Source organism: Streptomyces sp. NPDC050315 (genome assembly GCF_040655775.1).
Taxonomy (GTDB): Bacteria; Actinomycetota; Actinomycetes; order Streptomycetales; family Streptomycetaceae; genus Streptomyces.
Genome location: NZ_JBFAKN010000015.1, coordinates 55,529 through 75,530 on the forward strand (window position 1 = coordinate 55,529; position 20,002 = coordinate 75,530).

The window sequence follows — 20,002 nt, forward strand, 5'->3', positions numbered from 1 at the left end:
TTTCGCATGACCGAGACCAACGCAACGCTTCCGGTACGTCCGGAGGCGGTGGTGCCTGAACGGTTTCAGGCACCACGAAGGCCCCCGCTGGAACGAGATCAGCGGAGGCCTTCCCCTTCCCCCCGCCTGGCACCGCCTGAGGTCATCCCGCTGGCCTTGGCGATCTGGGCGCCGGACCCCCCGTCCTGGGGCCAGCGACTGATCCCGAAGGCGGTCCGGTCCGGAATGGCTGACCTGGGTCTTTGGGCGGAGCCGCGCCCGCTGAAGCCCTCGTTCCACCTGGTCCAGGTAATCCAGGTATTGGAGCGCTATGGATGGTGTCAATCCTTCGACTTCAGCCCCACGGGGAGGATGTGCATTCGCGGCGCCCAGACCTTTCTGGAGTCGACCGGACACGTCTCTCCCATCGGTCGCAGAAAGGCTGTGAATTACCTTCAGTCCGCCCTTCATTACCAGGGTGTCGACATGAGGTTCTGGGCCTGGAATGACCTCTCCCACAACACCTTCGAAGGCGTTCGGGCGATGATCTCCCACGCCTCCGATATTGCACAGAAGAACGGAGACTGAAATGACCCCCGAAGAGGAGTACGCATTCCAGGGTATTTCCCAGGGAATCAACCAGGGGATGGCCTTCGGAAATGACGACCCGTACGAGGAAACGAACGCGTACGGGACCACGGTCGTAAAGACCCAGAAGGCTGGCCTGACGCGCCGCGGAAAGGTCGCCATTGCGGTGGCCGGCGTCGCGATCGTGGGCGGCGGAACGATCTGGTGGAACGTCCACTCCGCTGGTGTGGAGGCCGACCGTAAGGAGGCCGCCGCCCTGGAGCTCCAGATGAAGAAGCTGGAGCTGGAGGAGCTGAAGATCCGGAACGAGGCGAAGGCAAAGGACGAGAAGTCCGACCGTGCCGCTGCCGCCGCCCGCCAGGCCAGCGTCAACCAGTGCGTGAAGGACTACTCCTCCGACCTCGTCGACAAGGGGTACGGCTCGCCCTCGAAGTCCGAAGCGATCGCGGATTGCAAGCAGCAGTACGACGCGGTCAACGGCTCGGACATGGCCGCCGCTGGCTCTGCAGAGGACGCCAGCGGGAGCGACGGCGGGGGCCTCAACTCCGCGGCCCTGCTGGGCATCGTCGTCGGCGGCGGCCTGGTCATCGCGGTGGCCGCGAACAAGGGCAAGAAGGTCGCTGATTAGTCACGGAGAGTGCTTACTTACTCCTCCCTCCTTGCGGGAGAGTGCCGCAACCGGACCCCGTGGTCCGCTCAACTGGCGCTCTCCGGCCGGAGGTAAGGAGTAAGTAACTACGGAGAGTGAGGGAATATGGCGACCGATACGGCGCCCCCCGCGGTCCCCGGACCGCCGGATCCGCCCGAGACACCGGCCGCCAGCGGCGCGCCGGAGCCGGTGACCGGAACCGGATCCATCCCCAGCTGGCTGGCCGCGATCGAGCCGGCCCGACCCGCCGCCGACCCCACCGCCGCGAAGCCGGCCAGCGACGATCCGGCCGCCAAGGCGAACGGCATCGTGGACGCCGACGGTGCCCTGGACCGCTCAGCGCCCGGGGCCTCCAGTGCCACCTACCGCGCGGCCGACGAGGTCGCCGGTAAGGGGTCGGACGCGGCTGGCATGAAGCACAAGCGGAGCGTGATCAAGGAGTTCGGTCTGGCTACGGCCCAACGCTGGGCGAAGGGTGGCGGGACCACGAACAAGCGCCTGGATCTGAAGAAGGCCGAAGCTCAGGCGCACCAGGTGAAGGAGAACCGGACCACCACGGTCATGAAGTCCGGCGGCCTCCTTTCCAGGAATAACTCCGCCAGCGGCGGAGGGGGGCAGAATTCGTCCGGGAAATCCCAGGGGAATGGCCGCACGAATTCCACAGGGAATAATTCCGGAGGCGCCGGTCGCGGCGGTACTGGTGGCGGTCGTGGCGGAGCAGGAAACGGATCCACCGGAGGCGGTGGAGGAAAGCAGCAGGCCGGAGGCGGTATGGACACCGGCTCCGCCAAGGGCGGCGGAAACGGTGCGGCTGGCGGATCCGGCTCCAACGGGTCCAACGGCTCGAGCGGCGGAGGCAAGAACAACGGCTCCCGCTCGAGCGGGAACGGCAAGAACCACGGGACCAGCGGGACCGGGAGCGGGAGTAAGAACTCCGGCTCCTCCGACTCCGGCAAGAGGTCGAAGAACAACGGCTCCGGCTCGAGCGGCGGCGGAGGGAAGACCGGCGGATCGGGCAAGGACGGCGCGTCCGGGAAGCAGGGCGCGGCCGGCAAGGACGGGAAGGCCGGCTCCTCCGGCTCGTCGGGCGGCGGCGCCGGCAAGAACGGCGCCGCCGACTCGAAGGCCGGCAAGGGGAGCAAGAGCGACAAGGCCGGCCACGGCCAGGACGGAGTCGACCGCCGGACCCCGCTGGAGAAGTCCCGGGACATCGGCCACGGCGACGGCGGGGCCGTCAGGAACGTGATCGACCACGTGAAGGCGTACAAGGACGGCGCGGTGGATGGCTACCGCGACAAGAAGGCGGAGAACGCCAAGGACCACGCGCGCCTGGACAAAGCCCGCGACGACCAGCGCGCCAAGCAGGCCGGCACGGACGGCCAGCCCAAGGAGGCCAGCGCCGCGAAGCCAGTCGACAAGGCGAAGCCGGCGCCGACCACCGCGACCACGGGCGACGGCCGGACCGTCGTCATCACGACCAACGAGGGAGACGACGGAGTGAGCACCGACGTAAAGCCGCTGATGGTGAAGGAGATCGACGCCAACACCCTGACGCTGGGCACCGAAGGCGCCCGTGGGTCGGTCAGCCGGAAGGAGCTCCGCAACTTTAAGCAGTACGAGCGGAAGCTGGAGGCCAAGGAGACCCACCTGATCAAGATCGCGGAGGCGTGCAAGCAGCTGGAGAAGGCCGCGGAGAAGGAAGCCCAGGACTGCCAGAAGCTGATGGAGCAGGCCAAGAGTGTCAAGGGCGGGGAGAAGGTCGCTCAGAAGCTGTCCAAGCTGGTGGAGGCCGCGAAGAATCAGGCGACGGAAGCCGCCGCACTCCACAAGCAGGCGAAGCGCGCCGCGGAGATGTGCAAGGTCGTGCGGACCAACATCGACACCCGGTACGCCCCGCTGTACAAGGCCGTCGTGGACTCCGACGAGACGAAGCCGGCGGAGCTTCGCTTCTACAACGACAAGGGTTCGTACGCGACCGCCGCGTGACGACCAGGAGGAGCTGATCATGGCGGAGCTGACGTACAAGGCCCTCGTGGCGAAGGTCGGGGCCAAGGAGAAGGCCCTGGCCCGTAACGCGGAGTCCGTGAAGAGGGCCGCGGACAAAATCAAGGAGCTGGCGGACGACACCGGGAGCGACGCGGAGGCCCTGGCCTCGAAGTCGGTCGACCCCGACTCCCGCTCCGAATGCCAGGAGCTGGCGAAGGTCATCCGGGGCGTGTCAAAGGGCGCGATCCAGTACGCGTCGAAGGCCCAGGACACGTCGAAGGCCGCCGCGGCGGCCGGCGACCAGGCCCGCACCACACACGCCGGCTTCCAGGAAGCCTTCGACCGCTCGAACGTGACCGACCTGGACAAGGTCTCCAGGGACTGGTTCGAGCAGGAGTAACCGAACACCGCCCACCCCGCGCGCCCGTACCGGGACCGACCCCGGTACGGGCGCCTTTGCATGGATCCCCGGATTCAGGAGGAGCGTCCTCGATGTCTACGACCCTTCAGACCATGCCGAACGCCCAGCCGGCGGAGCGCGCCGCGGCCATCGCCCAGGTTGTCCTCCCGATCGGGGCCGGCCTCCTGGCGCCGGCGCTGGACCCGAACGCGGCGGCGGCGGCCGGCGCCGGCTTCCTGGCCGGCGCGACCTTCGCCGGCGCCAACTACATGAACCGTCTGGGCCGCTGGGCGAACGCGCTCCCTGGGATGGACATCGCCCGTGCGCACCGCGACACCATGGGGATCTCCACGATCACCACGGGAATGTCCCTGGCGCTGGGCCTGCTCGAGGGCGGGGAGGGCGTCGACATGCTGATGGCCGGCGCCCTCGATCCCGTCTCCGTGCCCGGGATCCTGTCGCTGGGCTGGTGGGCTGCGGTGGGCCTGGTCGGATACCGGCTCCGTCGGGTCTTCGGCAGGCACCAGGTGGAAATCCAGCAGCAGGCGCTGGCCCAGGAGACGAACACCGGCGCGCCGGCCCCCATGACGCCGGCGGAGAAGATCATGGCCGCCTGGGAGCGGACGATCTCCGACCCCGATAAGGGCCAGCACCGCCACCAGGTCCTGACCGACGTCACGGTGTACATGACGTACTGGACCGGGCGGATCATCGCGCCGGCCGGCTCGTCCGTGAACGTCACGAAGGAGGCCGTCTCCAGCGTGTACCGCGTGAATCCCGCCTGGATCAAGATCCAGCACGGCGACCACGCCGGCGAAGCACTGATCACCGTCTCCTACGTCCAGCCCACGGAGCTGGACCCCAACACCCTCGAAGGGGCCTGGAAACGCGTCCAAAGGCGCGTCCTTCCCAAGACCCACCTGGCCAAGGTGGAGCAGGACCCCAACACGAAGGGCCAGTCCGCCCTCGTGGAGGCCGACGACGACCTGGACGCGCTCCCGCGCACCGTGGACCTGGGCGCGCTGGCCGGCGCGCTCCGCCGATCGATCGACCTCGTCTCCTACGAGCCGAGGCGCAATCCCCGCCAGGCGATCGTCCGCGTGATGGATTCCAACCCCCTGGAGGCCGGCCACCTCTTCGAGGGCCTGGAATCGCTGAAGGCGACCCCGGGCGGCTGGGTCAACGTCGGGAAGATCGTCTCCGGCTACCCCGCGCGTCTCCAGTTGTTCGACCCGAAGCTGGGCGCCCTCCACATCGTGGTCGCGGGGACCACCGGCTCCGGCAAGGGCGGCGGCCTCCAGATCATTTCGCTGGCCTACCACGCCAACGGCATGGCGCAGATTTACGCGGACCCCAAGGGAGCGTCCAACCCCGCGATTCCGCGCATGGCCGCGTACTCCGGCCTGGGCAACTACGACGCGCTGGGCGCCATGCGCCTGTCCTGGTGGGTCCTTCAGCACCGGATCGAGGAGGCCGCGCGCCTGGAGCTGAAGAACTTCCAGCCGTCGAAGCTGCGGCCGTACTGCGCCACGATCCTGGACGAGGCCGCCCAGAAGCTGGGCCCCGGGGTCGTCAACCGCAAGGAGGCCGTGAAGATTGTCAAGGACGGCGCCAGCCTGGGCCGTTCCCTGGGCCTTCCCTGGGTCCTGGCGAACCAGACCGTGAACCTGGACCAGATCGGCGGGGAGCAAGCGATCCGTGCCAACCTCCTGGCCGGCGGGACGTGGATCATTCTTCGCACCGACAGCGACCAGGTGAACCTGGGCGACCTCCCCGAAGGCTTCGAGGGCCTGGACCCCTCCCTGATCCCCGCGGTGTGGGTCGACGAGGACGATTCGCTGATCTACGACCCGAGCGTAGAGGAGGGCGACCCGCGCCGTACGTTCGGCCTGGGCTACGTCGCGGCCCCGGGCGGGCGCGCCGGCATGATGCGCTTCGACACCCTGGAGGACGCCACCCCGTACATCCGGCCCGATGAGATCGCGGCGCCCCTTGACGTCCCGTGGTGGGGCGACGAGGCCGAAATGGAGGAGCGCGCCATGACCCCCATCCCCGGCTTCGAGGAGAAGGGCGAAGGCGACGAGGACGGCGCGGAGACGGGGGAGGCGGGGACGTCGTTCGCTGGCGTCGACCTCCCGAAGGCGAAGGAACGCACCGCGGCGGAGAAGATCATGGACGCGCTCCGCGACGAGTCCGACCCGCTGTACGTCGACGCGCTGGACGAGGGCGACGAGGTCGACCCGGAAGACATCGACTACGTGGACCGCGGCCAGCTCCTGGCGGCCACCGGCCTGAAGGAGTCGACCTTCGCCAACAACCTGAAGTCCCTGGAGGCCGCGGGGAAGATCCACCGGATCACGGAGGGGAAGTCCTCGAAGGTGGCCCTGGGGCCAGCGCCGGCCGCCAGTGACGAGCCGGCCGCGTAAGCGCTGACACATAACGGCGCGTTTCCCATATGGGCGGCGCGCCGAGGCCGGTGTCAGCTGCGCTAGCGGTCGCCCGCGACATATGGAGCACCGCGGACACCACCCTGCTGGACACTGGCTGGCTACTTCGGCGGCACGCACAGCGCCGGAGCCGAACCCAACCAGCCGGACCGCTCGCCGCGACCGAGTCACACCGCGCCCCGCCGACACCCCCCCTGGTATCGGCGGGGCGCGGCGCTGTCCACCGACGACTGGAGGAGATCGCACGTGCTTATCCCCCGTCCGCGCCGCAGGACCGGCCTGCCCCGCCCGCAGCGCCCCGGCTCCCGCTACCCGCAGCTCCCCCGTCGGCTGCCCGGCGCCTGGAGCCGGTGATGGCCGCCGATGGCGGCGAGGACCTGGTCGACGTCGATGTCCACGACGAAGGGACGCTCACGTTCCCGGAGTTCGACTGGCACAGCGCCCCGAAGAACCTGCTCACGCGCAGACAGTTACGGTCCGCCGGCCTTTCCCCGGGCGGCCACGACCCGGTCGCGCAGCTGCGCTGCCGCCGCTGCTCGTATCGGCCGCGGACCGCCTGCACTCACCTGGCCTGGCTCTACCGCGCCGACCTCGCCAAGCCCAAGAGGACGCCGACACTCGCGCAGGAGTGGGCGCTGGACCGTGCGATGGCAGCGCGACAGACATGTCCCCGCTGCCTGCGTCGGTACATGTTCTGCCTGCCGCTCAAGACCTTGGGCTGCTGCCTGGAGTGCCACGACGGCACCACCGCCCCGCACACCTATTACCTCCCGGACCCGGCTGCGCAGCAGCTGGCCGCCTGAACAACAAACCCGAAGGAGAAGCCATGGCTCTCGGCCTGTTCCCCCGCCGCTTCGTCGCATCGGACCCGGTGACGTGGACGCCGGAAGGCACAATCGTCACCCAGCGCTACCGCGCCTTGGAAGGAGCAACTGTCGTCGTCTACACCGCCGATGCCGATCGCAGCACCCTCTACTACGCCGTCGCCTGCCTGGCCTGCCCCTACCGCGCGGACCACGTCAACGCCAGCACCCCGATGTCGGAACAAGACGCTGCTTATGCCGCCAATAGCCACGCGGCCAACTGCCGGGCGATTACCCAGGGCGTGCCCTCCCGGCCCGCTGACACCGATGCTGCCGGCCTGGTCCGAAGCCACCTGCGGAGCCGCCGCCGCACCCACGAACCGTCACCGCGCACGGTGCGCATCTCCGAGTTCAACGTCATCCGTGTCGATCTGCAGCGATCGACCGACTGGATCAAAGCGCAGATGATGACCCTCGCCCAGATGGAGCCCGACTTCCTCACTGCCGAGCCCGAGTACCGCGGCACCGGCACTCGCTTCCTGATCCAGCCGCACCCGCGCCGGAGCTGACGTGGCGCGCATCCGCACCGCCTTGCTCCTGGCAGCCGCCGTCCCCGCCTCGGTCGGCGTGGCCACCTTCGTACTCAAGGCCGCCCGTTGGCAGCTGCACGTCGATCGGCACCGCATCGAACTGCTCCCCCAGCCCCGCCGCCATTGCCCGCACTGCCACGGGGCCGGCGGCTGGTGGGTCGGCGGCGCCTTCCCCGAGATGGAGGCGTGCGGCTGCTGGTCCGACCGGCGAGAGCTGCGCATCCGGCTCCTGCCCATCCCGGCCTGGGACGAGCCTCCGTTCTGAGCACCACCGCCCCCGGCCGGAGACCGGCCGGGGGCGAAGGCACTACGGGGCGTCCGCAGCATCGGCAAGAGGCCGGCCGCCCCGGCACCCCCGAATCCGAGATGAGGAGCACACCCAGCATGACCGATCGCCTCCGCGCCATCGAGGGCCTGGCCCTGGTCGCCGCCCTGACCGCCGTCTTCGACGGAGTTCACGCCCTGGGGGACCAGTTCGTACAGAACTCGCACGATGCTTCGACCAAGGGGATGCACGGCTCGCACCTGGTCTACAAGAACGACGGCTCCCCGGTGGAAGAGAACCCGTACCGGCACGGCAAGGAAGGCCGCACCTGCACCGCCAGCGCCTACGGCCGCCGCTCGGTGAGCCGACATGTCGCGTCCTACTCGGCCGTGCAGCTCGCTTCCACCCTCGCCGTCACCCGCACCCTCGGCTACCGTGTCCCCGCCAGCGCCCTGTTGACGGGCGCCGCGATCAACGCGATCACCCACGGAATCCTGGACAGGCGCGAACCGCTGCTCTGGCTCGCGGAGAAGGCCGGCAAGAGCGGCTACATCAAGCACGCCACCGTTGTCCGTAAGGCTGGCGGCGAGGGCACCGAGTACCGCAAGGTCGTCCAGGACGTCTCCGGTCCCGGTACCGCGCTCATGGAGTTGGACCAGGCGGCCCACCGCGCGATCGGCGTGGCCGCCGCCCTAGTCACCACCTGGATCACCCTGCGCAAGGGCGACCGCCGGTGATCCCTGCTGCCTGTACCCGGCTGGAGCGTGTCCGCGCTTCCGCCGGGATCGCGAAGCTCGCCGTCCAGCAGATCGAGGACGAACTGGGCGGTCCGATCGACGCCGAGTTCCTCGCCGAGACACTGCGCGAGCTGTTCGACGAGGCCGACCCCAAGGGCGGCGTCCTCGGCTCGCTCAACCAGCTGCTGACGATGGCCTCCCGGGCCGCCGCGCTCACCCCGCTGGACGGTGAGGACTCCGAGTCTGCCGCCTGCGCGATCGAAGAGGCCGCGGCCTTCGCGCTCGACTCCGCCGGGATGCGCCTGCACCTGGCCACCGCCACCCTCCACCCGCAAGGAGAACGCCCGTGAAGACCACCTTCGACGGCACCATGCAGCCGCTCGACACGACCATCCCCGACCCGGCGCTGATCGTCCTCATCGGCGCGGCGGGGAGCGGCAAGAGCACCTGGGCCAGCACCTGGCCGTCCACACAGGTCCTGGAGCTCGACCAGTTCAGGGCGATGGTCTCGGACGAGTTCTCTGTCAAGTTCAGCGTGTTGAGCTGAGAGTTGGAACGGGGCTCGGGAGCTGCGGGGTTGCGTGCTGTGCCCATCGGCGCCGGTGCCTAGCCTTGCGGCCGGTGGCCGCGCACGTTGCAGCGTCAGCGGCAGACGCCGGGTGGCTATTTGACTGTCCTGCCATCGAACCTTGGTCGCGTGACGTCGAACTTTGATCAATGTCGGCCATTGTCGGGTTGGGTTGATCATGACCGCGGGTTCCCACGCTTGGATGTGTACTGGCGGGCGCTACCCCGCCTCTATCCGCTCGGCCTCGGTACGGCCGGCGAACGACCGCCATGAACCCTAGGAGGACCCGATGCACATTCTGGTCGTGGAGAACGACGACGCTTTCCGCATGCTCACTGTGGAGGCAATGGACGAGCTCGGCTACACGGCGATCGAGGCGGACACCGCCGCCTCCGCTCTGAAGGTGCTGGAAGACTCCAACCAGCCGCTCGACCTGCTCTTCACCGACGTCAAACTGCCCGACCTGGGCGGCGAGGTGCTGGCCAGCAAGGCCCGTGAACTCCGCCCGCTCCTCCCGGTACTCTTCGCCTCCGGGTACGCGGAGTCCCTCAACCTGCCCGAGGGCATGCACAAGATCGACAAGCCGTTCGCCATCGACCAGCTGCGCGGCAAGGTGGTCAGCATCCTCGGCACCGCGTAACTGCACGCCAGGAAGTGGGGCCTGCCGGTCAGACTGGCGGGCCCCGGTGTCTTAACCGGCACCACACAAATTCGGCTGACACTGATCACGATGGCACCGGACATAGACCTCTCACGTTCGGTCGGTCGGGTGTGTCCCGTCCGCGACGCGGCGCTGGGCGGGCAGTGACCGGACCACGCGGTCTCCGTCAACGATCTGTTGTCGCAGCAGACGTTCTGGACTGTGGATTGGTGCAGAGCACCCACCAGCGCTTCGACATCAGCTCTGAGCTGGGCGATCTCTTCGGCGTCCGCAGCCCGTAGTTCCTTCAGCTTCCGGACCTGCTGGCGCAGTCGCCGCTCGCTGCCGGGTGTCTCCCCCCGGGCACGGACCCTGTCGTAGAACTCCGCTTTCAGGTCTGTGTGCCGCTGGGTGAGGGCATTGCGCGGGACGCCAGCCTCGAGTGCGAGGGAGACGATCGTCAGCGCTCCGTTCGACTGCTGCGGTAGGCCGTCCAGGATGCGCTCCATCGCAGCACGGATCCGATCGCGTTCATCCGTGGCTGGGCTCATGACGTCGACTCCTGGAGGTGGGGGCGGTCGTGTCCGTGCCGGTCCGCCAGCTGGCGCAGGTGCCCGGCGCGCCGGGCGAGCCGGTCGGCGAGGGGGCCAGGCACAGTCTCGGAAGAGGCCTGTTTGTCCAGGGCTTGTGCGTGCTGGCGCAGGCCCGGCGTGGCAGCCGGTCTTCTCGGTCACCGACCTGCTGACGACACACACCAGCGACACCGGGCTGTACCAGGACGCTGTCTGCTCCGTCCACGGCGGTCCCGACGACGTCGACCAGGAGGCCGACCTCGAAGGGCGCGCCGATCTGGAAGCGCAGTACGCGGACGCGGTCCGCGCGTGAGTCGTGCCGCCGACGGGCCGCACCCGCACCCGCTCACCCCGGCCGAACTCGCCGACGGCGACGACTGGTTCCACGGCTGCCCGAACTGCCACCTGCCCGTCCAGGGCGGGGGCGCTGGCCTCGTCGCGCACCGCCGCGCCGTCCACAACCCCCGCCGTGATTACGGCGACCGCCGCATCCCCATCACGATCCGGCTCGACTTCTGACAAGGAGATCCGCATGGCCGTCCAGACCAGGACCGACACCTTCGCCGCGCTCCGCGACTGCTTCGCCACCGACCTCGCCGCCCTCATCGGCGACCAGGCGACGCGCGGCAGCACCCCGAACGCCTTTATCGACCTGGTCGAAGAGGTCCGCGACGTCCTCGGCACGTCCAGTCTCGGTGCCTGGCAGGACGCCAGCGAGGACCTGGACCGCGCTGTCGGCTACCTCACCGACGCACTGACCGGCGTGGACGGCGACCAGCGCGCGCTGCTGGCCTGGGCGCGTACCCACCTGCGCGACGGCATCGCGACGGCCAGCTGATCCCCGCACCGAGTTGAGCGCACTCTGTGCCGCCCCGGACCCGGACCCGGACCCGGAGGGCCGGGGCGGTCGCAGTGGCCCCTCAACCACGGAAGTGAGAGGAGTTGGACGTCATGCCCTTGCCCTACTTCGAGGTCGACGTCCCGATACACCGCTCCGGTCAGCCCGGCCTGAGCGGTGTGCACGTCTTCATCGGCCGCGCCGCCAGTCGAAGCGCCGCCGTACGGATCGCACACGAGGTCTACGAGGCGGCACGCGCTGCGGCGGCGGCTGGACTCGAGATCCCCCACGGGCGGCCGGACGGCTGGGGAGCCTGCGGCTACCGGCCCGGCTGGGACCTCGACTGGTCCGCCGCGACGGTCGGCCGCTGGAACAACCCCTACAGCTGGACCCGCGCCGACGACGGCTTCGAGCTGTAGCTCTGCCCCGGGACAGGCGCCAAGGCGTGGAAACCAACCGCCTGTCCCGGGCCCACCCAACCCGTACGAGACGAGAGGGAGATCCTCAGTATGGACTCCGTCATGTACCACCGGGGCCGAATCGGCTCGCGCACCCTCCTTGTGACGACCGCGGCCTTACCGTTGACTGGCTGGGCGGTGCACGCCATCACGCTGCACAAGCAGCTCGTCGCCACGCGGAAGGATCCGCTGACCGGGCTGCTGCGCCGCGATGCCTACACCGCCCGCGCCCGCCGGCTCCTGTCCCGTCACGGCGACGACACCGTGCTGGTCATGGTCGACCCCGACCACTTCAAGGCCGTGAACGACACGATGGGCCACGCGGCCGGGAACGCCGGCCTCGCGGCATTCGGAGCCCGGATCACCGCGTGGGCGGGCCCGCACGCCGCCGCCTGCCGCCTCGGAGGCGACGAGTTCGCGGTCGTCCTGGAGCTGCCCGCCGACCGCCGCGCGCAGCGCCTGGAGCAGCTGGTCCGGATGCTGCACACCCTGGTCGTCCTGGACGACGGACGTACCGTCGACGTCGCTGCCTCGGTCGGCGCCCCGACCCCCGACGTCCTCAGCACCCGCGACCTGACCGCCCTGCAGAGGGCGGCTGACACCGCGTTGTACGACAGCAAGCACACCGGCCGCGCGGTCCTCGCCACCTCCGCGCACACAACGGTCCCCTCCATCAACGGGCGCCGGGCCGGGCGTCCGGGCACGGCCGTGTGGGGGCGGGCCGCATGAGCACCGCGACCTTGCCCGAGGGCGATTGGATCCGGGGCATCAGCATCCGGCAGCCGTACGCGGCCTGCATCCTCGCCGGTGCCAAGACGGTGGAGAACCGGCCCGCGCGGTGGCGGACCGGCTGGGTGCTGCTGCACACGAGCAAGACCATCGACCAGCCCGCCCTGCGTATCCCGCTGATCGGCCGCACGATCCGCCACCGCCAGCTGGTCACCGGCGCGGTCGTCGGCATCGCCCGGATCACCGACTGCCACCAGGACGCCGAAGGCGCGCCGCCCTGCTCGGAATGGGCGCACCCGGGCGCCTGGCATCTGGTGCTGGACGACGTCCAGGAGCTGCCGCTGCCGGTTCCCGCGCGAGGACAGGTCGTGCCGTGGAAGCCGTCGTCGGACCTGCTGGCCCAGGTGTTCCAGCAGCTGCCCGACTTCCGGCCGTGACCGCCCGGCGCCGCCATCTGCGCGCGGTGCCGACACCGCCGGATCAGCCTGTGGCGCCGGTCCAGCTCCTGAACTGGCGCCACTCCTCGCGCTTCGGGCCGCTCGCGCCGTGCGGCACCACCACCCCGCTGAGGTCCCACGCCAATGAGCCCGTCCACACAGTCTGCGCGGAGCTCTGGAACGCGACGCACCCCGGCGAGCTGCGGTTCGTCTCCGACCCGCCCAAGGCGGCGGGACGACCGACCACGCCTGAACCCCTCACCTCCGCCTGGAGGCCCCATGAGCACCAACCGCAACGTCGACCACGTTCTCGCCTACCCCGAGCCGCCGGCCTCCCCGCTCTGGCACCGCCACGGCGGCGTGAAGGTTCGCCCGCTCACCGACGCCCAGAAGCGACGCAACCGCGAGCTGCTGGACATCGCCCAGCGCACCACCCGACCCCGCTCCCCTCGCCCCACCGAAACCCTGACGGAGGCCAGCTGATGGACACCAAGCACTGCACCGTCGACGGCTGGGTCGACGCGCCACCCACCCCTGGCCCGCACGGCACCGCCACCTTCGACCTGGTCGTCCGACCCGCCGCCCCGGACGCCATCGCCAAGGACGCCCCCGACACGATCGTGTCCTGCACCAGTGAGGTCGCCAGGATCACCGAGGAGCTGCTGACCGGCGTACAGCCCAGCGACCTGGTGCACGTCACCGGCACCCTGGTCCAGTCGGCAGCACCTGGCGAACCCGTCCGGCTCACCGGCGATGCCCTTGAGGTCCTGGACACCGCCGTGGTCCCGATCCTGCGCGACATGGTGATGGACCGGTGCGGCGACTACTGCGTCGTCTTCAACGCCGACACCGCCGTGCCCGTCTTCACCGCCCTCGGGCAGTGGGTCGGCCTGGCGGAGACCCCGACGCCATCGCCACCCTCATCGACATCCACGAGCGTGTGAACGGCGGCGATGCCTGATGACGGCCACCACGCCGTCCCGGACCGTCCCAGAGGGATTCCCCGCCGGAAACCCCCGCGGCTTCTGGCCGGCCGAAGAGTACGCCGCCGCACGACGCGCCCAAGGCACGCCGGACGCCCGGGTCGTGATGGACCTGCGCACCGACCAGTTCCTCGTGATCACCGACACCACCACCTACTGAGAGGCACACATGACCGTCACCGAGACACCCGAGACCATCCGCTACACCGCCGACGTCGTGGCCCTCACGCCCGGCGGCGACGTCCTGCTGATCGAACGCGACTGTCCGCCGTACGAGGGCGCCTGGGCACTGCCCGGCGGGCATGTCGACCCCGGCGAGACGAGCCGCGTTGCGGCTGCCCGCGAACTGGAGGAGGAGACCGGCGTCCGGGTGGCCGCCGACGAGCTGCGCCAGATCGGCGTCTGGGACTCCCCCGGGCGCGACCCGCGCGGCCGGTACGTCACCGTCGCGTACGCGACCGTCGTCCCCGCCACCACCCGGATCACCGCCGGAGACGACGCCCGCACCGCCCGCTGGTGGCCCCTGGACAACCTGCCGGAGCGCCTGGCGTTCGACCACGCCGACATCCTCAGCGCGGCCACGGCCTCCTGAGACCCCCGCCACGCGACGCAGAAGCGCCGCGCCCCGACCGGAAGGCCGGCGGTGCGGCGCTTCTGCGTTCCCCCCAGCACAGGAGATCCCCTTCGTGTTAACCACCCTGATCACCGCAGGGCTCGCCATCGTCGCCACCCTGCTGGGCGCGACCGTCTCCGGCCGATTCCAGGAACGCGCCACTGAACGGCAGGTGCGCGCCGCCCACGGCGAAGCGATCCGCCGCGACCGCCTGGAGGCCGTCACCGCACTCGCCTGCGCCGCCTCTGACCACCGCACGGCGATGTGGAGGCGTGGTGACGCCGTCATCAAGCAGGCCGGCCCCGAGCGGATTGAGGCCCTGCGCGGTGAAAGCCACATGACCCGCAGCGCGGTCACCCGCCCGCTGGTCGCCCTGCGCATCCTCATCGAGGACCCGGCCGTGCGTGCCGCCGCTGACCGCATGATCACGTTGACGCACGCGATCCGGCAGGCGGTCCCCGCCACCGCCGTAGGCGTCGACCGTGACGCGGCCAAGCAGCGGCTCACCGAGGCCCGCGAGGCCGCGAAGGTAGCCCACGACGACTTCGTGGACACCGCCGCCCGCTACCTGAGCCCGGCCATGCCGACGACCACCCCGCACCCCACCCCCGAGGAGCCGACCCGATGAAGCGCCCCCTCTTCCGCCGCTGCGGTCACGCTCCCGGCGCCCTCTCCCCCGAGGACCAGGCCGCCGTCGACCAGTCCCGCGCGACGCTAACCGCCCTGCGCAACCCGACACCCTGGACGCCCGGCAGCGCCCAGGACATCGCCGTGCGCATCGGCCCGTTCGTGGAGCGCGCGCACACCCGGCCCGGCGACGACCACGGCCCCGACATGATCGCCGTCGCCTTGGTCCACCCCGACACCCCGCACGCCGGCGCCTACCTCCACGGCCGCCAGCTCGGCTACACCGAACGTGGCTGGCTGCGCTGCGAGACGAGCACGATCCTCGGTCTCTGGCAGCCCGGCTACGCGATGCTCACCCACGCCGCCGCCGGCCTGCCCTTGCCCGACGACATCGGCATGGCCCCCGCCCACTACGCCCTCTACATCGAGGCCCGCAAACGCGACGACAGCCGCGACGGCTTCACCCTGCTGCGCCTCGGTCCGTACACCCAGACCCGCCACGCCCAGCAGGACTACGACCGGCTCACCGCCGCGCTGGACGGACGGGAGGCCATCCTCGTCCCCGGGCACCGCGTCAGCGCACGGTTCGCACCGTTCGACGTCAGTGACCACCACCTGTTCGCCGACCCGTACGAGGCCGACGCAGTAGCGCTCCTGAACGCCGCCGTCGCGGGGGTGAGCGCGTGACCGCCCCGACCCTGTACGAGATCGAGACCAGCGAGGGCGACGACGGAACCATGCACCCCGCCGAGCAGGCCTGGACGCCCTGCGCCGACGGCGCGGCCGACCACGGGTTCATCGCCCACCAGGGCCTGTTCGTCGCCGGGATCGATGGTGGCGCCGACGATGACCTATACCCGGTCGGCTTCCTGGTCCTCGGGCATCAGCGGTGGGCCGACATCATCGAGGCCGCCGCCACGTACATGGCCCGGATCCACGGATGGCACAATCTGCATCTGTACCCGGGCGAAGACCCGGCGGTCCTCATCCCCCGCATCCCGCGCGCCGTCCACACCCACGGCGTCTTCTTACGGCACCCGCCCCGGACCACGGCTGCGGATGCGACAGGGCGCCCTTGCGGCCCTCAGCGCCGTCCCTGTCACCGTGATGCGGCACCCGGCCGCGCACGGGACCGCCACCAGCTTCCCCGCCCCAGGTCATGGTGCGCCTGCGGCCTGGGCGACCTGAACAGTCGTACCCCGAAGCCCTGCCCCCGGCTCTGCGCCGGTGGCAGGGCTTTTTTCGTCTTCACCTGGCTCCGTCAACATTCCGACGGAATATAGGCCGACATCAGAGGATGTTCATATTCAGACGCAGCCGCCTGCCCATGGCAGGCCTCTGCCATGCTTCTGATCATGAGCATGCCGCCGCACACATCCGGCCCCCAACCTCAGCCGTCTTCGCCGTATGCGCACCCCGGATACGGGCCTGCGCCGCACGGTGCTCCGCCGGGGCCGTCGCAGGCACCCTATGGGCCGGCGCCGGTTCCTGAAGCCCCGTACGGGCCGCCGCCCGGCGGCGCCTGGAGCCCACCACCGGCGGGCCCGCCACGGCGGCGGCTGACCCCGGGGGCAGTCGTAGCCATCGTCGTGGGCGGGTTCTTTGCCTGCTTCGCGATCGGCGGCGGCATCATCGCGCTGATGGCACCGGACAGCGCCGACACCGGTTCCGACTACCCCACGCGATACGCGCTGAAGACACCCAAGACGCTGGGCGCAGGCAAGTACGTGCTGAAGAAGCCCATGGTGGCTATGGAGGTCTGAACGGGAGTCGTTTCGCGATGAGTGGGGGAGTCATTGGTTGGCTCTCGGCATGATCAATCGCGATGACTTTTGATGTCACTCGCTTGCCCGTTGGCCCCTCCATCCCTCCGCCGTCCGCTCGCAGTTCGGCGGGCCAGGCCAGAGGTAGGGCCTCGGCCTGGCCGTAACTACTGCGCAGTGTCGGTCGCAAGACAGGGTGAGCGCCGTCCTCGGTGCTGTACATCGAGGATTGGCTTTGCTTCAGGCTCACGACCTGCGGCGATCACCCGATCGAGGCTCCTGTTCGAGGCGCACAGCTCAAGATCACGCTGTGCGTTGGTCCTAGGTCCGGAGCGTGCTCGACGGATCCCTCGAGCACGCTTGCTGTGGTCGGTGTGGGCGTTTACGGGCGGCCGAGGCCCTGATAGACGGCTTCCGCGATGCGGCCGAACCGCTCGTCGCCTCCGGTGTTGATGTTGCCCTTGCCGCCGCCCATCTTCATGTGGTTCATGGTGAACGCCACGGTCAGGCGGTTGTCGCAGTCCGAGACGACCATGCCGCCCCCGGCGCCGCCCCAGTAGCAGGTGCGCGGCCCGGCCATGGGCAGATCGTCGTTGCCCAGCCCCCAGCCCATACCGAACTTCACGTGCTTGCCCAGGAGCAGGTCGGCGCCGTCGGACTGCTGGTCGAAGAGGGCCTGGACGCCCTTCTCGGACAGCACTCGCACACCGCGTGCCTCGCCGCCGCAGGCGATCACCGACTGCACGGCGGCCACCGAGCGCGCGTTGCCCTGGCCGTTGGCGGCGGGAATCTCCGCGGCCCGCCAGGCGCGCGTGGCCGCGAACGGCTCCGGGTCGGCCAGCACGTTGGGGCGCCCGAACACCTTGGCGGCCTTTTCCTCCAGCTCGGGCGGGACGGGAAGGCCGTCGATGTTGAAGACGTTCGAGACACGGTCGTCGGCCTCGGCGGGCAGGCCGATGTGGAAGTCGGCGCCCAGCGGGGTGGCCACCTGCTCGGCGAAGAACTGCCCCACGCTTTGCCCGGTGATCCGGCGAACCACCTCACCGACGAGATAGCCCTGGGTCACGGCGTGGTAGCCGGAGGCGGTACCCGGTTGCCACCAGGGGTTCTGCGCGGCGAGCTGGCTGGTGCACCTGTCCCAGTCGTACAGCTCGTCGGGAACCGCCGGCGGCTGGTCCCAGCCCGCCAGCCCGGCGGTGTGGGACAGCAGGTGCCTGACCTCGACCGCGTCCTTTCCCTCGGCGGCGAACTCCGGCCAGTACCGCGCCACGGGCGCGTACAGGTCCAGTTCCCCGCGGTCGGCAAGCACAAGTGCGCACAGGTTGGTCATGGTCTTGGTGACCGACCAGACGTTGACCAGGGTGTCGCGGGTCCAGGGCCGGGTCTGCGCACGGTCGGCGTAGCCGCCCCACAAATCGACCACCGGCTCGCCGTCCAGGAACACCGCCGTCGATGCCCCGCCCTGGCTCTGGTCCAGCGCCTGTTCGAAGGCTTTCTTTACTCCGGTGAACCGGTCGTCGCACTGACCCGAGATCTCTGCCATCCTCAGCATTTCCCTTCGTGTTTTGAATGCCTCAGCAGCGCTGAGCCTAGAAGCATGAAACGACTAATGCGGACTAAAGGGGCTAAACGGCCCCCGCGCTGTGCGGGCACGGTCGCCTTGGCGGCTGGGCCGCTGCAGCGGAACGGGTTTTGAAGCGCACCCGGCCCGTGTGAACGATCGGATCGAGAGGCTGCCGCGTACGTCGTCCGCGACCCGCGCGGCGTGGCCCGCCATCACGCCCACAGCCGGAACCACTGAGCGGAGCGGAGGCGCTGTTGCTCACTGGCCGGTGGTAAGGCCGAGAACAATGCCGCGTACGACGGCTTCGCGGACGGCTTCGGGGTCGTCGTGGAGCGGCGACTGAGTCATCGCGCCGACGTGCGCGGTGATGACGGCCCGGGTGAAGTCTTCCGGGGAGTCCAGCGGTCGACGGCCGGTGAGCTCCAGGGCGCGCATCAGCAGCGGCTGGAGGTGCCGGCGGAGCTGCTCGGCGTGCTCGCGCAGTATGGCCGCGACCTCTGGCCGGTGCTGGGCCTGAGCCGCGAAGCTGGTGCGGATCGCGACCCACTGCGGGTCCATCGGCAGCGCCCGCAACGCCGTGGCCACGACGGACTCCAGGGAGCAGTGGGCCTGCTCAGGGGGCGGCGCGTCGGCGGCGAGTGCCTCCAGTCGCTGTTGAACCTCGGCGTTGCGCTGTTCGTACAGGGCGAAGAAGACGTCGTCGACAGTCTTGAAGTTGGAGTAGAACGCGCCGCGGGTGAACCCTGCGCGCTCGCAGATCGCCCCGATGCTGACGTTGGTGGTGCCGTGCTCGGCGAACAGCTCGGCGGCCGCGGCGATCAGCTGCGCGCGGGTCGCCTTGCGCTGGCGGGGCGGTCGGGCGGGCGCGGGGGTGGTCGGGTGATTCATCGGGCCATCTTCTCCGTCGGCGGCTGCGAGCCTGCCTCCTGACTGAGGGGCGAGCCGCTGTTCAGGTAGTCGTGTACGGAGGTGACCGGGCTGAGGGTCAGGTCGGTGAGGATGTGGCTGGCGGAGACGACCTCGAGCACCGGCAGATCGGCCAGGGGGGCCATCACGTGCTCGAACAGTTGCAGGCGGGCGGGCCCGGTCCAGGCCTCCTTGACCTCGATGTCGGTGATTTCGGTGCGGACCAGGTCCGAGGCGCGCAACTGCCCGGTGAACACGTTGGGCACCTGCTTGAGCGCGAAGGTGGGCACGGTGATCTGCTCCCGGGCCGCATCGAGGTCGAGGGGCTGCCACTTGTAGGGCATGGTCGCGGTGGCCACCCGCTGGCCGCCGCGGTCCAGGGTGCCGACCAGCGCACCGGTGTCGGTGAACAGCGCCGGGCTGCCGGCCACCTTGGGGTAGGCACTCAGCTCGCGGCCCGCGGCCGTGGCGGCGAAGCTGTCCAGGTACATCGCGTGCAGGTACTCGCCCACCTCGCCGTCGAACTCCACGGTGATCGCCTGCCCGCTCTCCAGGTAGGGGCCAAAGCCCTCGACGTCACCCATTTTCATCACTTCGAACCGCACCAGCGGCTCGGGCACGGCCAGCGGCTCGGGCACCACCGCGCGCAGGACATCGGGGTCGGTGCGGTAGACGATGTTGAAGTACTCACGGTCGGTGAACCGGGTCGCCCGCACCGGATAAACCGGCACCCCCAGCGGCGTGAGCGGCTGACGCGCCACCTCGGACTCGCGCACTGTTCCACTCTCCTTGCGATACAAAACGTATTGAGTACAGTTTGCATCGAGTTCGCGTGTCGGGCAACCAGCCGGACCGAACGT

Annotated in this window: 28 protein-coding genes and 1 pseudogene; 26 read left to right on the forward strand and 3 right to left on the reverse strand. The window is 69.9% G+C overall.

All coding sequences use genetic code 11. The features are described 5' to 3' along the window. Positions 1-6: 6 nt before the first annotated feature. From AB0I82_RS35325 to AB0I82_RS35450, 26 genes and pseudogenes are all read left to right on the forward strand, one after another. Positions 7-567 (forward strand): hypothetical protein, encoded by a 561-nt coding sequence (locus AB0I82_RS35325; RefSeq protein ID WP_363261586.1) that lies wholly within the window; start codon positions 7-9, stop codon positions 565-567. A gap of 1 nt (position 568) precedes the next feature. Continuing rightward, positions 569-1,195 carry a hypothetical protein gene (locus AB0I82_RS35330; protein ID WP_363261587.1) on the forward strand — a complete coding sequence of 209 codons (627 nt, stop codon included), beginning with the start codon at positions 569-571 and terminating at the stop codon, positions 1,193-1,195. A gap of 210 nt (positions 1,196-1,405) precedes the next feature. Beyond that, positions 1,406-3,202: a hypothetical protein gene (locus AB0I82_RS35335; protein ID WP_363261588.1), complete on the forward strand. Its 1,797-nt coding sequence runs from the start codon at positions 1,406-1,408 to the stop codon at positions 3,200-3,202. Between the two features lie 19 nt (positions 3,203-3,221). Further along, positions 3,222-3,602 carry a hypothetical protein gene (locus AB0I82_RS35340; protein ID WP_363261589.1) on the forward strand — a complete coding sequence of 127 codons (381 nt, stop codon included), beginning with the start codon at positions 3,222-3,224 and terminating at the stop codon, positions 3,600-3,602. Between the two features lie 92 nt (positions 3,603-3,694). Beyond that, entirely contained in the window at positions 3,695-6,028 is a 2,334-nt protein-coding gene (locus AB0I82_RS35345) for a hypothetical protein (RefSeq protein ID WP_363261590.1), read from the forward strand. A gap of 374 nt (positions 6,029-6,402) precedes the next feature. Further along, positions 6,403-6,852 (forward strand): RRQRL motif-containing zinc-binding protein, encoded by a 450-nt coding sequence (locus tag AB0I82_RS35350; protein ID WP_363261591.1) that lies wholly within the window; start codon positions 6,403-6,405, stop codon positions 6,850-6,852. Between the two features lie 23 nt (positions 6,853-6,875). Further along, complete coding sequence (locus tag AB0I82_RS35355; protein ID WP_363261592.1) at positions 6,876-7,421, forward strand: hypothetical protein; 546 nt, start codon at positions 6,876-6,878, stop codon at positions 7,419-7,421. Between the two features lie 10 nt (positions 7,422-7,431). Then, entirely contained in the window at positions 7,432-7,707 is a 276-nt protein-coding gene (locus AB0I82_RS35360; RefSeq protein WP_363261623.1) for a hypothetical protein, read from the forward strand. A 119-nt stretch (positions 7,708-7,826) separates the two neighbouring features. Beyond that, positions 7,827-8,444: a hypothetical protein gene (locus AB0I82_RS35365; protein WP_363261593.1), complete on the forward strand. Its 618-nt coding sequence runs from the start codon at positions 7,827-7,829 to the stop codon at positions 8,442-8,444. Then, the gene (locus tag AB0I82_RS35370; RefSeq protein ID WP_363261594.1) at positions 8,441-8,794 is read left to right on the forward strand and encodes a hypothetical protein; all 354 of its coding nucleotides are present in this window, start codon (positions 8,441-8,443) and stop codon (positions 8,792-8,794) included. Before AB0I82_RS35365 ends, AB0I82_RS35370 begins: the two co-directional genes overlap by 4 nt. A gap of 20 nt (positions 8,795-8,814) precedes the next feature. Then, positions 8,815-8,961 (forward strand): annotated as a pseudogene (locus AB0I82_RS35375) (AAA family ATPase); the annotation flags it as partial. Positions 8,962-9,301: 340 nt separating this feature from the next. Further along, positions 9,302-9,652, forward strand: coding sequence for a response regulator (locus AB0I82_RS35380; protein ID WP_363261595.1), 351 nt, complete (start codon positions 9,302-9,304; stop codon positions 9,650-9,652). A gap of 687 nt (positions 9,653-10,339) precedes the next feature. Beyond that, on the forward strand, positions 10,340-10,537 hold the full coding sequence (locus AB0I82_RS35385; protein ID WP_363261596.1) for a hypothetical protein: 198 nt from the start codon (positions 10,340-10,342) through the stop codon (positions 10,535-10,537). After that, positions 10,534-10,743: a hypothetical protein gene (locus AB0I82_RS35390; protein WP_363261597.1), complete on the forward strand. Its 210-nt coding sequence runs from the start codon at positions 10,534-10,536 to the stop codon at positions 10,741-10,743. Before AB0I82_RS35385 ends, AB0I82_RS35390 begins: the two co-directional genes overlap by 4 nt. Positions 10,744-10,756: 13 nt before the next feature. Further along, the gene (locus tag AB0I82_RS35395) at positions 10,757-11,062 is read left to right on the forward strand and encodes a hypothetical protein (RefSeq protein ID WP_363261598.1); all 306 of its coding nucleotides are present in this window, start codon (positions 10,757-10,759) and stop codon (positions 11,060-11,062) included. Between the two features lie 113 nt (positions 11,063-11,175). Then, positions 11,176-11,481 (forward strand): hypothetical protein, encoded by a 306-nt coding sequence (locus AB0I82_RS35400; RefSeq protein WP_363261599.1) that lies wholly within the window; start codon positions 11,176-11,178, stop codon positions 11,479-11,481. 90 nt (positions 11,482-11,571) lie between these two features. Further along, complete coding sequence (locus AB0I82_RS35405; protein ID WP_363261600.1) at positions 11,572-12,249, forward strand: GGDEF domain-containing protein; 678 nt, start codon at positions 11,572-11,574, stop codon at positions 12,247-12,249. After that, entirely contained in the window at positions 12,246-12,686 is a 441-nt protein-coding gene (locus AB0I82_RS35410) for a hypothetical protein (RefSeq protein ID WP_363261601.1), read from the forward strand. The genes AB0I82_RS35405 and AB0I82_RS35410 overlap by 4 nt, the downstream gene beginning before the upstream one ends. 279 nt (positions 12,687-12,965) lie before the next feature. Next, a complete protein-coding gene (locus tag AB0I82_RS35415; RefSeq protein ID WP_363261602.1) occupies positions 12,966-13,169 on the forward strand; it encodes a hypothetical protein in 204 nt (67 codons plus the stop codon). Further along, positions 13,169-13,630, forward strand: a complete 462-nt coding sequence (locus AB0I82_RS35420; RefSeq protein WP_363261603.1) for a hypothetical protein — start codon at positions 13,169-13,171, stop codon at positions 13,628-13,630. Before AB0I82_RS35415 ends, AB0I82_RS35420 begins: the two co-directional genes overlap by 1 nt. 16 nt (positions 13,631-13,646) lie before the next feature. Further along, positions 13,647-13,829 (forward strand): hypothetical protein, encoded by a 183-nt coding sequence (locus AB0I82_RS35425; RefSeq protein WP_363261604.1) that lies wholly within the window; start codon positions 13,647-13,649, stop codon positions 13,827-13,829. A gap of 9 nt (positions 13,830-13,838) precedes the next feature. Beyond that, positions 13,839-14,261 (forward strand): NUDIX hydrolase, encoded by a 423-nt coding sequence (locus tag AB0I82_RS35430; protein ID WP_363261605.1) that lies wholly within the window; start codon positions 13,839-13,841, stop codon positions 14,259-14,261. A 94-nt stretch (positions 14,262-14,355) separates the two neighbouring features. After that, on the forward strand, positions 14,356-14,910 hold the full coding sequence (locus AB0I82_RS35435; RefSeq protein ID WP_363261606.1) for a hypothetical protein: 555 nt from the start codon (positions 14,356-14,358) through the stop codon (positions 14,908-14,910). Further along, complete coding sequence (locus tag AB0I82_RS35440; RefSeq protein WP_363261607.1) at positions 14,907-15,596, forward strand: hypothetical protein; 690 nt, start codon at positions 14,907-14,909, stop codon at positions 15,594-15,596. The genes AB0I82_RS35435 and AB0I82_RS35440 overlap by 4 nt, the downstream gene beginning before the upstream one ends. Further along, a complete protein-coding gene (locus tag AB0I82_RS35445) occupies positions 15,593-16,192 on the forward strand; it encodes a hypothetical protein (RefSeq protein WP_363261608.1) in 600 nt (199 codons plus the stop codon). The genes AB0I82_RS35440 and AB0I82_RS35445 overlap by 4 nt, the downstream gene beginning before the upstream one ends. A 306-nt stretch (positions 16,193-16,498) precedes the next feature. After that, a complete protein-coding gene (locus AB0I82_RS35450; RefSeq protein WP_363261609.1) occupies positions 16,499-16,672 on the forward strand; it encodes a hypothetical protein in 174 nt (57 codons plus the stop codon). A 382-nt stretch (positions 16,673-17,054) separates the two neighbouring features. Here AB0I82_RS35450 and AB0I82_RS35455 read toward each other — a convergent pair whose 3' ends face one another. The 3 genes from AB0I82_RS35455 to AB0I82_RS35465 form a co-directional block, all read right to left on the reverse strand. Continuing rightward, a complete protein-coding gene (locus tag AB0I82_RS35455) occupies positions 17,055-18,215 on the reverse strand; it encodes a serine hydrolase domain-containing protein (protein WP_363261610.1) in 1,161 nt (386 codons plus the stop codon). 279 nt (positions 18,216-18,494) lie between these two features. Further along, positions 18,495-19,124, reverse strand: coding sequence for a TetR/AcrR family transcriptional regulator (locus AB0I82_RS35460; protein WP_363261611.1), 630 nt, complete (start codon positions 19,122-19,124; stop codon positions 18,495-18,497). Further along, positions 19,121-19,918, reverse strand: a complete 798-nt coding sequence (locus AB0I82_RS35465; protein ID WP_363261612.1) for an acetoacetate decarboxylase — start codon at positions 19,916-19,918, stop codon at positions 19,121-19,123. Before AB0I82_RS35465 ends, AB0I82_RS35460 begins: the two co-directional genes overlap by 4 nt. Between the last annotated feature and the right edge of the window lie 84 nt (positions 19,919-20,002).

Bases quoted from the DNA above. Each gene is read 5' to 3' on its own strand.
- AB0I82_RS35330 (WP_363261587.1), top strand. From the start codon at position 569: ATGACCCCCGAAGAGGAGTACGCATTCCAGGGTATTTCCCAGGGAATC.
- AB0I82_RS35455 (WP_363261610.1), bottom strand. From the start codon at position 18,215: ATGGCAGAGATCTCGGGTCAGTGCGACGACCGGTTCACCGGAGTAAAG.
- AB0I82_RS35415 (WP_363261602.1), top strand. From the start codon at position 12,966: ATGAGCACCAACCGCAACGTCGACCACGTTCTCGCCTACCCCGAGCCG.
- AB0I82_RS35355 (WP_363261592.1), top strand. From the start codon at position 6,876: ATGGCTCTCGGCCTGTTCCCCCGCCGCTTCGTCGCATCGGACCCGGTG.
- AB0I82_RS35345 (WP_363261590.1), top strand. From the start codon at position 3,695: ATGTCTACGACCCTTCAGACCATGCCGAACGCCCAGCCGGCGGAGCGC.
- AB0I82_RS35380 (WP_363261595.1), top strand. From the start codon at position 9,302: ATGCACATTCTGGTCGTGGAGAACGACGACGCTTTCCGCATGCTCACT.
- AB0I82_RS35410 (WP_363261601.1), top strand. From the start codon at position 12,246: ATGAGCACCGCGACCTTGCCCGAGGGCGATTGGATCCGGGGCATCAGC.
- AB0I82_RS35430 (WP_363261605.1), top strand. From the start codon at position 13,839: ATGACCGTCACCGAGACACCCGAGACCATCCGCTACACCGCCGACGTC.
- AB0I82_RS35325 (WP_363261586.1), top strand. From the start codon at position 7: ATGACCGAGACCAACGCAACGCTTCCGGTACGTCCGGAGGCGGTGGTG.
- AB0I82_RS35460 (WP_363261611.1), bottom strand. From the start codon at position 19,124: ATGAATCACCCGACCACCCCCGCGCCCGCCCGACCGCCCCGCCAGCGC.
- AB0I82_RS35420 (WP_363261603.1), top strand. From the start codon at position 13,169: ATGGACACCAAGCACTGCACCGTCGACGGCTGGGTCGACGCGCCACCC.
- AB0I82_RS35400 (WP_363261599.1), top strand. From the start codon at position 11,176: ATGCCCTTGCCCTACTTCGAGGTCGACGTCCCGATACACCGCTCCGGT.
- AB0I82_RS35395 (WP_363261598.1), top strand. From the start codon at position 10,757: ATGGCCGTCCAGACCAGGACCGACACCTTCGCCGCGCTCCGCGACTGC.
- AB0I82_RS35440 (WP_363261607.1), top strand. From the start codon at position 14,907: ATGAAGCGCCCCCTCTTCCGCCGCTGCGGTCACGCTCCCGGCGCCCTC.
- AB0I82_RS35425 (WP_363261604.1), top strand. From the start codon at position 13,647: ATGACGGCCACCACGCCGTCCCGGACCGTCCCAGAGGGATTCCCCGCC.
- AB0I82_RS35365 (WP_363261593.1), top strand. From the start codon at position 7,827: ATGACCGATCGCCTCCGCGCCATCGAGGGCCTGGCCCTGGTCGCCGCC.
- AB0I82_RS35340 (WP_363261589.1), top strand. From the start codon at position 3,222: ATGGCGGAGCTGACGTACAAGGCCCTCGTGGCGAAGGTCGGGGCCAAG.
- AB0I82_RS35350 (WP_363261591.1), top strand. From the start codon at position 6,403: ATGGCCGCCGATGGCGGCGAGGACCTGGTCGACGTCGATGTCCACGAC.
- AB0I82_RS35405 (WP_363261600.1), top strand. From the start codon at position 11,572: ATGGACTCCGTCATGTACCACCGGGGCCGAATCGGCTCGCGCACCCTC.